Here is an 8,236-nt window from a genome sequence, read left to right as displayed (position 1 = left end):
GAACAGGGAGGCCAGCGCCAGCCAGGCGATAGCCAGATCAGGTGCCCGCCGCGCCGCCAGAAAATAAACGATCAGCGTCACCGGCAAGAAGCACAGCAGGAAGCTGAACGAATTGAACAGCATGGCAAGCCGCCGCAGTTGTTGTTGGTGAAAATATCTTACCTAAACACCTCGGCAACTTGGTTGCTTTTATGTCACTTGCGACCGTAGAAAACCCGGTTCTAACCGCAGAGTCTAGCCCTGCATAAAGGTTTAATATTCGACAGCAACTTCCTGTGCGCCAAGGCCCTGCTCCAGTGCAATTTTCAGTGCATCGGAAGGCGCCACGCGCCATTCATCACCCAGTTGCAGCACGCAATCGATGCCCTGCGGTTTGATGCGCATGGCGATCGGCAGACCATACTCGTCGCGATGCGCCGCCAGCACTTCCTGCAGCTTGGCAGACGGCACGGCATTCGGCAGCGACCAGCCCATCTGGCGGCCGAACTGCACGCGCGCGGCGGTGATGTCGTAGACCTTTTCCGCCGTGATGCGCAGGCCGCCCGAGAAGCGGTCTTCGGAAACCTTGCCCGTCACGCACAGGAATTCGTCTTCCTTGAACATATGCTTGTTCGGTTCGAACAGCTCGTTGTACACGGTGACTTCCACCACGGCAGTCTTGTCGTCCAGGGTGATGATCAGCAGCTTGCCGCGCTGGGTCATCTGGGTACGCACGCCGGTGATCACGCCCGCCATCATGCGCGGCTCGCGCGACGGTTCGAGTTCGGACAGCTTGGTGCGCGCGAAGCGGCGCGCTTCGCCGGAATACGAGTCGAACATGTGACCGGACAGGTAGAAGCCCAGCGCGATTTTTTCTTCCGCCAGTTTCTCGCGGTCGGTCCAGGCCGTGGCCTGCACATAATCCGGAGGCGCCACCAGATCGGAATCGTCGCCGCCGAACAGGCTGACCTGGTTGGCCGACTTGGCTTCCTGGTCCGCATACTCCATCGCGAATCCGACGGAGGCAAACTGCACCGCGCGGTCCACGCCGAAGGAATCGAAGGCGCCGGAGCGGATCAGCGCTTCGATGGTGCGGCGATTGATCTGCTTCTTGTCGACGCGCTTGCAGAAGTCGAACAGGCTGGTGAACGGACCGCCGGACTGGCGTGCCGCAATGATCGCCATGATCGCATTCTCGCCCGCGCCCTTCACGCCGCCCAGGCCGTAACGGATGTTCTTGACCGGCTTGCCGGTGACCGAAGGCGCTTCGCCGTCAGGGCGGAAGCGGTAGTCGGACTTGTTGATATCCGGCGGCAGCATGGTCAGGCCGCAGACCTCGATGGAGTCCTCGACCAGGATCTTCACCTTGTCCGTATCGTCCATGGCCAGCGACATATTGGCTGCCATGAACGCGGCGGTGTGGTGATGCTTCAGATAGGCGGTGTGATACGACAGCAGCGCATACGCCGCCGCGTGCGACTTGTTGAAGCCGTAGCCAGCGAACTTCTCCATCAAGTCGAAGATCTCGTCGGCCTTTTCTTCGGTCAGGCCACGCTCGCCCGCGCCCTTGCGGAAGATCTCGCGGTGCTCGGCCATCTCTTCGGCCTTCTTCTTACCCATTGCACGGCGCAGCATGTCCGCGCCGCCCAGCGAGTAGCCGCCGATGATCTGGGCCATCTGCATAACCTGTTCCTGATAAACCATGATGCCGTAGGTTTCGGACAGGATGCCCTCGGTACGCGGATCGGGATAGTCGAACTTCTCGCCGTGCTTACGCTTACAGAAGTCCGGAATCAGGTCCATCGGGCCGGGACGGTACAGCGCCACCAGCGCGATAATGTCTTCGAAGCGGTCGGGACGCGCGTCTTTCAGCATGCCCTGCATGCCGCGCGACTCAAGCTGGAACACGGCGACGGTTTTCGCCTTGGTCAGCAGCTCATACGATGGGCGGTCATTCAGCGGCAGCTTGGCGAGATCGAAGTCCGCCATCGCCGGATCGAGATCCTTGATGTAGTTGACGGCGCGGTCGAGGATGGTCAGCGTGGTCAGCCCCAGGAAGTCGAACTTCACCAGGCCGACGGCTTCCACGTCGTCCTTATCGTACTGCGACACCACGCCGGTATCGCCGGACTGGGTGTACAGCGGGCAGAAGTCGGTCAGCTTGCCCGGCGCGATCAGAACGCCACCGGCGTGCATGCCGATGTTACGGGTGATGCCTTCCACCTGCTGCGCCAGATCGAGCAGCTGGCTCACTTCCTCTTCATTCTGCTGGCGTTCCTTCAGCAGCGGTTCTTCTTCGATCGCCTCGGCAATCGATACCGGCTTGCCCGGCTTGAACGGAATCAGCTTGGACACGCCATCGCAGAAGTTGTAGCCGAAGTCCATCACGCGGCCCACGTCGCGGATCGCGCCTTTCGCGGCCATGGTACCGAAGGTGGCGATCTGCGACACCGCATCGCGGCCATACAGATCCTTCACGTGCTGGATCACCAGTTCGCGCTTTTCCTGGCAGAAGTCGATGTCGAAGTCGGGCATCGAGACACGTTCCGGGTTCAGGAAACGTTCGAACAGCAGGTTGTATTTCAGCGGGTCCAGATCGGTAATCTTCAGCGCGTACGCCACCAGCGAGCCTGCACCGGAACCACGGCCCGGACCAATCGGCACGCCATTGTTCTTGCCCCACTGGATAAACTCCGCAACGATCAGGAAGTAGCCCGGGAACTTCATCTTGATGATGGTGTCGTTCTCGAACTTCAGGCGGTCTTCGTAGCGCGGACGTTCCTGCTCGCGCTTGACCGGATCGGGGAACAGCTGCTCCAGGCGCTCTTCCAGGCCCTTCTTGGTTTCGGCCACCAGGAATTCGTCGATGGTCATGCCCGGCGTCGGGAAGTTCGGCAGCTGCGGCTTGCCCAGCGTGAGCGTAAGGTTGCAGCGCTTGGCGATTTCGACGGAGTTCTGCAGCGCGGCCGGCAGATCGTGGAACAGCTCCGCCATCTCGGCTTGCGTCAGGAAGCGCATCTGCTCGTTGAAGCGCTTCACGCGCTTGGCGTTGGCCAGCATCTCGCCTTCCGCGATACACACGCGCGCTTCGTGGGCGATGAATTCTTCCTGGGTCATGAACTGCACCGGATGCGTCGCCACTACCGGCAGACCCAGTTTGGATGCCAGCGCCACCGAATGGCGCACTTGCTGTTCCTGGTTCGGCTGGCCGGCGCGCTGGATCTCGATGTAGAAATGGCCGGGGAAAATCCTGGCCCACTTCTCGGCATTTTGCTCGGCCAGTTCCAGGTTGCCGTTTTCAATTGCCTGGCCGATGTCGCCGTGATGGGCGCCGGACAAGGCGATCAGGCCATTGGCGCCGGACTCACCGGGCAGCAGCGCATATTCCTGCGTAGCCAGCGCTTCCAGCCACTCGGTGCGGATTTCGGCGCGTCCCTTGTAGGTGTTGGTCAGCCAGGCTTGCGACAGCAGCTCGCACAGCTGAAGATAGCCCATGCGGTTCTTCGCGTACAGCATGATGCGGCTTGGCTTGTCGCGGTTTTCGTCATTGGTGATCCAGGCGTCGACGCCGACGACGGGCTTGATGCCCTTGCCGCGCGCGGCCTTGTAGAAGCGCACCATGCAGAACAGGTTGGCCAGATCGGTGACCGCCAGCGCGCCCTGCTTGTCCTTGACGGCTTGTTTGACCAGGTCGTCGATACGGACCAGGCCATCCACAATCGAATATTCCGTGTGCACGCGCAGGTGCACGAATCCCGGTCCAGCCGGCGCTGCCGCGGCTTCCACGCCGCCTGCCTGTTCGATGGTGTCAATGCTCATTCGCGGTGCTCAATCCTTGTGCAGAAGAGCCGCTATTTTAACAGTCCGGACGCCCCTGAAGTACGCTGGCGTGGCGACATCGCCAACGCTCGATCTCATTTGAAATACAATGCGACCTGGCCGGCAACAATCGAAATGATTCCGCCATATACCCAAAAGAATTTCCTGTCCATCTCAGCCCGCAGCGCATCAATTTTCCGGTCCAACTGGTCGCGTACTGATTCAATTTTCCTGTCCAACTGATCGCGCACTGACTCAATCTTCCTGTCCAGTTAGTCTCGTACGGCATCGATCTTCTTATCCAGTTGGTCACGCACGGTATCGACCTTCTTGTCGAGTTGATCACGTACTACGTCAATCTTATTGTCCACATGCTCGACCTTTGTGCCGAGCGTGGCCAAGCCCTTGTTGATCTCAGATTGAGTATCCACAGCTCTCTCCAGTTTGCTTATGCGCGTATCATGTTTTGAGCTGGTTGGATCATCGCCCGAATGCCAAGGTTCCATAAGAGACATCAAATGTGCCGCTAACCCCTCTGCAACTTTACATAGCGTGTTAAAGAATCTACTAGAATAAGGTTTTTACACGCCCACCCAGGAGGAGAACGCAATGAAATATTACGCAGCTGCAGCGCTCATGATGCTGGCCGTATCCGCCCAGGCAGCCAGCCCGGAAGATCTGGCCAAGTCCAAGAACTGCCTGGCTTGCCACGCCGTCGCCACCAAGCTGGTTGGTCCAGCCTACAAGGACGTCGCCGCCAAGTACAAAGGCCAGAAAGATGCCGAGGACAAGCTGGTGCAAAAAGTGATGAAAGGCGGCTCCGGCGTATGGGGCTCCGTGCCGATGCCTCCTAACCAGGTAACCGACGCCGAAGCGCACACCCTGGTGAAATGGGTCCTGTCGCAGAAATGATTTTCCCGGCCGCCGGCAACAAGCCCGGCGGCCATTTCACCACCACTGCATCGCCTTCCCGAAAATTCCCGCCACGAGCGCGACAAATACGCTGGTAAAAACTCGCCCGTAGAAATCCAATCTCCGCTCAATCGCACCTAGGCGCTCTCCGAAATCAGACCTGAGTTCGGAAATTCTCGCATCCAGTCCAGTCTTCACCTCAGTAATCCGCTCTTCCAGATGCTGGTTGGCCTCGCTGCATTCCGCGAATCCTGCCACCACCCGCTGCGACAACAGCTTCACTTCGCATGACAAATCGGCAATCGCTTTTGCCTGCCTTTCCTGCGACGACAATCCATCTTCTGGCGGCTGTTCCATGGCGCACTCCCCAATCGAGTCTCCTCTTCACCAGAATGAGACAAAGCCGCCTCCGATAAGTTCCTGCCCACTTTTTAAGCAATGGCCGAAGAAGGTATAATGTTGGCTGTTCCGGTTTCTAATTCCCAACGCAACATGCAAGCATCGACTCTGAGCGCGCCCGCGAGCGCCGGCGCGGCACTGCCCGTTTACGTCAACATTGCCGCCTACAAATTCATCACCCTCGACAATCTCGAGGACCTGCGTCCGCAATATCAGGACATCACCGCCCGCCTGGGCCTGAAAGGCACCATTCTGCTGACCCCGGAAGGCATCAATATGTTCCTGTCCGGCACGCGCGAGCACATCGATGAATACCTGGCCTGGGTGCGCAGCGACGCCCGCCTGGCGGATCTTGAAACGAAAGAAAGCTTGTCGGAGGAGCAATCGCACCGCCGTATGCTGGTGAGAATCAAGAAAGAGATCATCACCATGCGTATGCCGCTGATCAAGCCGGAAGAAGGCCGCGCCCCGTTCGTCGAAGCGAAAACCCTGAAGCGCTGGCTCGACCAGGGCCACGACGACAACGGCAAGCCGGTCGTCATGGTCGAAACCCGCAACGACTACGAAGTGGACGTCGGCACCTTCAACAACACGGTCGACTACCGCCTGACCAAGTTCACCGAGTTCCCGGAAGTGATCGAGAAGCACAAGGCCGACTTCGACGGCAAGACCGTGGTCACCTTCTGCACCGGCGGCATCCGCTGTGAAAAAGCCGCGATCCACATGCAAAACATCGGCTACGACAACGTGTACCAGCTGGAAGGCGGCATCCTGAAGTATTTCGAGGAAGTCGGCGGCGCGCACTACACCGGCGACTGCTTCGTGTTCGACTACCGCACCGCGCTGAATCCGCAGCTGGAACCGACCGAAACCAAGCAATGCTTCGCTTGCCGCGCCGTGGTCACGCCACGCCAGCAGCTGGCGCCGGAATACGTACCGGGCAAATCTTGCCCGGCCTGTTACGGCAAAGAGTAAGACCTAATGAAGTGCGACCGTCGGTTCCAGCGCAAGCTTGTTCTCGCCGGTCAGCCAGGCCGGCCATTGCGGCAGATTCCACTCCGCCTGGCGGTCGGCGCGATAGAGAATGTGCAGCCACTGACGCAAGGCCTGGCTGCTAAGCGGCAGATGAAAACCATGAGCGTCATTGCGGATCGTCAGCAAGACGCCCTCATCGGTGCGCCCCACATCCACCTCTGTTGCCACGATCGCCAATCCTTGATCGCCAGTTACCACTGGCGCAGACGCCTCGAGCGAACTGCTTGCTGCCTGCTGCGCAAATTCCTGCAAGGCATCGCGGTGCGCAGGAATCATAGAACTGAACAGGTCATCCAGTCGCTGCAGTAAAACCGGCAGCAGGAAGCCCAGGAGCCGTCGCGTGAGCCAGATCGCAACTTGACCGTCCTCCATCTCGCCAGACAGCCGCACGCGATCCTCCGCCGGAATGAACTCAGTTGTCACGCGCTTTAATACCGGGGTCATTGGTCTGACAGAGGCAATTCTATTATTCCGCTTTAGCCTTTGGCTTACGTGGTGCGCGCGGCTTCTTCGGCTTCTCTACGGTAGCAGTGTCGACCTTGCCCTTCACGGCCTCTACCAACGCACTGACGTAGGCATTGCGTGCGGTTTGCGCGATTGCAGTTTGCTGCTGTAGGCGCGCCAATTCGGCGTCGACGACTTGAATGTTAGCGGCCTGCTGTTTGGCCACGTCGCTCAGTTTTTCAGATGCGTAAGAAGTACCGTTGATTGTGATGTATTGCGGAAGATTCATTTTTTCCCCGGTTGATTTTGGTTAGCCAGCGATTGTAAGTCCGGAGATGGCAAGCCCGCAATGCTCAGGCGAACTTGCGGCGAATCGCGTCCTGCGCTGGCAACTCAAACCACCGGTACACAAAATACGCTGCCACCAGCGTCAAGCCCATGAACATGCCGAAGAACTTGACGCTGTAGTAAGGAATAGGACGATTCAGCCAATCGCAAAAGATCGCAAGGCTGAGCTGGATTGGAAAATGCACCAGATAGCTGGAGTAGGTCATATTCCCCGCCGCCTCAACCAAACGCTGGATCTTCGTAGGCATCGGGAAATCACGCGCAGCGACAAACAGCAGCACTGRCAAGTAAGCCAGCAGGAATAAGGGGATAAATTGTTCCCGCGAGTAGTTGCCGGCGTAAGCGGCAACCGGTGTGAGCGCGACAAAGGCCAGCATCACGAGCTTTGCATGCGCCAGGTATTTTGATCCCTCAAGATATCGGAAGGCAATCGCCGCTAATCCCCCGGCATAAAAGTAGGCTGCAGCGTCCACTACCGGCGAAGTTGCCCCCGCCCATTTCGCAGCTGCGCAGATCAGCAGCACCGCGCCATTCACCCACGCGCTACGACCAACCGAGCGCAGCGTCAGGAAAAAGATCAGATAAACCAGTACTTCCACCGAGATCGACCAGATCGGTGCATTAAAGCTGTAGCCATCCTGCAGACCCCAATGACTTGCCAGGAACAGGTTCAGGATCAGATGCTTGAGGTCGTTATGCTGGTAGACGAAGTAATAACCTCTCTGCGCAAAATAGACCAGCTGCAGCAGACCGACCAGCACCATCGTCACGAAGTGCAGCGGATACAGGCGAGAAAAGCGCAGCACGAAGAATTTGCGTGCGCCGATCGCGCCGTCCGCCAACGCGGTACGGTACTTCCAAAAGAAGATGAAGCCGCTGATGCACCAAAACACCTGCACGCCGTAAAAGCCGTAGTTGTAGAACAGCGCAAACACGCCGTAGAGCGGTTGCTGATTCTGAGCAAAATCAACCGCCTTATCCGCAACAAACGAGAAATGCTGGTAATGCCAGAACAACACAGCCATCGCGGAAATGAAGCGCAAGACTTCAAGCCCTAATAATTTGCTATTGTTTCCTTGCAATGCAGACGACGCCATCGGACCGGTAGATTAAGACTAAAAGAAAACGGACATTTTACTACGCTTGCACGCAGCAAAATGTCCGCAGGAGAAGGCACTTATTATTCGAAGTGCGCCGCCAGCATACGCACGTCGTCGCCTGACAGAGTGCCGGCCGCAGCCCGCAAACGCAGAGCGGCAAGCATATAGGTATAACGCGACTGAGCCAGATCACGCTGCGC

8 protein-coding genes are annotated in these 8,236 nt (G+C 58.2%); 2 read left to right on the top strand and 6 right to left on the bottom strand.

What is annotated here, in order from left to right; genetic code table 11:
- Positions 1-252: 252 nt before the first annotated feature.
- Together dnaE and AB4Z11_RS15240 are read right to left on the bottom strand one after the other, a co-directional pair.
- Positions 253-3,798 carry a DNA polymerase III subunit alpha gene (dnaE, locus tag AB4Z11_RS15245; protein ID WP_442026094.1) on the bottom strand — a complete coding sequence of 1,182 codons (3,546 nt, stop codon included), beginning with the start codon at positions 3,796-3,798 and terminating at the stop codon, positions 253-255.
- Between the two features lie 272 nt (positions 3,799-4,070).
- Positions 4,071-4,229, bottom strand: a complete 159-nt coding sequence (locus tag AB4Z11_RS15240) for a hypothetical protein (RefSeq protein WP_442026093.1) — start codon at positions 4,227-4,229, stop codon at positions 4,071-4,073.
- A gap of 178 nt (positions 4,230-4,407) precedes the next feature.
- Here AB4Z11_RS15240 and AB4Z11_RS15235 point away from each other — a divergent pair, with 178 nt between their 5' ends.
- On the top strand, positions 4,408-4,710 hold the full coding sequence (locus AB4Z11_RS15235; protein WP_442026092.1) for a c-type cytochrome: 303 nt from the start codon (positions 4,408-4,410) through the stop codon (positions 4,708-4,710).
- Positions 4,711-4,746: 36 nt separating this feature from the next.
- Here the strand turns inward: AB4Z11_RS15235 and AB4Z11_RS15230 are convergent, their stop codons facing one another.
- On the bottom strand, positions 4,747-5,067 hold the full coding sequence (locus AB4Z11_RS15230) for a hypothetical protein (protein ID WP_442026091.1): 321 nt from the start codon (positions 5,065-5,067) through the stop codon (positions 4,747-4,749).
- Positions 5,068-5,202: 135 nt separating this feature from the next.
- Here AB4Z11_RS15230 and AB4Z11_RS15225 point away from each other — a divergent pair, with 135 nt between their 5' ends.
- On the top strand, positions 5,203-6,084 hold the full coding sequence (locus tag AB4Z11_RS15225) for a sulfurtransferase (protein ID WP_442026090.1): 882 nt from the start codon (positions 5,203-5,205) through the stop codon (positions 6,082-6,084).
- A gap of 3 nt (positions 6,085-6,087) precedes the next feature.
- Here the strand turns inward: AB4Z11_RS15225 and AB4Z11_RS15220 are convergent, their stop codons facing one another.
- The 3 genes from AB4Z11_RS15220 to AB4Z11_RS15210 form a co-directional block, all read right to left on the bottom strand.
- Positions 6,088-6,588 carry a hypothetical protein gene (locus AB4Z11_RS15220; protein ID WP_442026089.1) on the bottom strand — a complete coding sequence of 167 codons (501 nt, stop codon included), beginning with the start codon at positions 6,586-6,588 and terminating at the stop codon, positions 6,088-6,090.
- Between the two features lie 22 nt (positions 6,589-6,610).
- Positions 6,611-6,877 carry a DUF6447 family protein gene (locus tag AB4Z11_RS15215; RefSeq protein ID WP_442026088.1) on the bottom strand — a complete coding sequence of 89 codons (267 nt, stop codon included), beginning with the start codon at positions 6,875-6,877 and terminating at the stop codon, positions 6,611-6,613.
- A gap of 64 nt (positions 6,878-6,941) precedes the next feature.
- Positions 6,942-8,033 (bottom strand): acyltransferase family protein, encoded by a 1,092-nt coding sequence (locus AB4Z11_RS15210; protein WP_442026087.1) that lies wholly within the window; start codon positions 8,031-8,033, stop codon positions 6,942-6,944.
- Positions 8,034-8,236: the final 203 nt, after the last annotated feature.

The sequence above is a fragment of the Pseudoduganella sp. RAF53_2 genome (assembly GCF_052113985.1).
In the GTDB taxonomy this organism is placed as follows: Bacteria; Pseudomonadota; Gammaproteobacteria; order Burkholderiales; family Burkholderiaceae_D; genus Rugamonas.
The sequence above is the reverse complement of the archived record's forward strand: the minus strand, read 5'-3'. Positions and strand labels throughout refer to the sequence as shown.